This window comes from Paracoccus spongiarum (genome assembly GCF_030732095.1).
GTDB lineage: Bacteria > Pseudomonadota > Alphaproteobacteria > Rhodobacterales > Rhodobacteraceae > Paracoccus > Paracoccus spongiarum.
Genome location: NZ_JAVAMQ010000053.1, coordinates 1 through 1,752 on the forward strand (window position 1 = coordinate 1; position 1,752 = coordinate 1,752).

General features: G+C 50.2%; 1 protein-coding gene. It reads right to left on the reverse strand.

Going from position 1 to position 1,752, the window contains the following annotated elements:
* The coding region (locus Q5Y72_RS19590) for a hypothetical protein (protein WP_305965064.1) at positions 1-1,342 on the reverse strand (1,342 nt) is incomplete at its 3' end.
* Positions 1,343-1,752: the final 410 nt, after the last annotated feature.

The window sequence follows — 1,752 nt, forward strand, 5'->3', positions numbered from 1 at the left end:
AAACAGTCTTCTGAGGGACCCTTAGGCTGGGCATCCTAATGAAGGCTTCAGATGGACGTCGTTCCCCAGAGTATGTGACGATAGCATCTTTCCTGCCATAGTTTGTAGAGATGTACGATGCAGCCTCTGAAACTCGAATAACAACCTCGACAAAGGGGCGCTCGCAGATCGGTTCTTCCCTTCCAGATGCTCCAACAACCCCATCGGCGAATTGCATCACGGTTTGGAGTTGGAAGGCCATCCCGTCCTGCACTGCAAAAAAACTTCGATCTAGTAGCGTGAGGAGTTCTTGCAACTCTATCAGCGCGAGCCTCATCCTTGTTGGGTCACCGTCTGATATTGCCCTTTTGACTACATCGGAAAATTGATGATTAAAAAGCTGCATTCTAAGGCGCAGCGTAGACAGATCAGTTACAAACCCGTGTGTCGCTTTCTCTTGGTCGTGTATGACGCTCAGAACGCGAACATATCTTGCGCCAAGTACCGCTATGTACTCCCGGAAGTTTTCGAGGAAATGGAAATCGACCTCCGAGATTGGATTCAAGAATCCGTTGCGCCGGGTGTTTACGATGCGGATCACTCCAATGCGCCCGCTGGCTCTGGCGTCTTTTCCATATCCGTTGATTAGTCGTGCCTTAAGTGTCGTTCGCACGTCAATGGGCATGAACAAGCGGTTTTGTATGGTGCGAACGTCTTCTCCGAACGTGTTTCTGTTTAGCTGACGACCCTCGCGCGCGAATTCAGCCAAAACTTTGCCTTCTCTGAAGCTCTTTCTAACCCAAGACCTCGAGTCCGAGTGATACTTGATGTCAGCGCGCCGCATTCCGCCCAATTTTATTTGAGGAATACCGGTCGTCGCGGCTAAAACTAGGCTATCTGTCTGGTAGTCATAGTAGAACGCAGATGCGCCCTCGAACTTAAAGTAGGTCGGAAGGCAATCAGTTACAGCTTTGTGGAAGAAGCTGCTTAGGTCTTGCGTCTGCAGCGACATTGCAACGACATAGTCGCGCAAACTTAAAATCCTGCTCTTTAGGCAGTTTGATAGACTACTAGATGCCCGATTTCTGATTGATCGTTTCTGCTCTTTGGGCAGCCTTTTTTCCGATTCAATGTATGCAAATAGCTGAAACTTTTCGCCGTTTATTCCCGTGACAGTGAAGCTCACCTTCTGAAGCTGCTCCTCGCCTTGAGAAATGAATCTGATGCAGTCGGCGTAAGTTTCGCCAGACCTTTCGAAGAGCTTCGAGTAAATTATGGAAACATCGGGCAGGTTGGCTATTTGCGCACATTTTCCGACGACAACGAGCGATCGGGCTCCGATCGTTTGGCTCAGTTCTCTCATGAGCTCATCGAAGAATGTATCAAACCTGCAGTTAGTGTCTGACTTGTTCGGCACTTTCTGTACCCACGTATTTCCACAGAGCCACGTTAGGTCCTTGGCGCTTCGTGGCAAGGACTTTTTGAGGTTTTCCGCACGACGTAACGATCCTCAGAAAACGAGTTGAGCCTGGCATTTTGGATGTCGGACAATGTTTCTGATCGACCTGGCTCTCTGCGTCTGTGCGAACCAAGTTGAATTTTTTCAGAACACGGCAGTGGCCCGTTGACAAACCTGCCCCCCTTGACTCAAGCTTCAATCATCGCAGAGGTGCGCCCGGAGAGAAATCTCGCGGGCGCTTTTTCATTTCTGGCGTCAGGCCACGAGGCAGGGCCACCCGTCTTTACATCTCCCTCGCGAACCAACGGATGCGC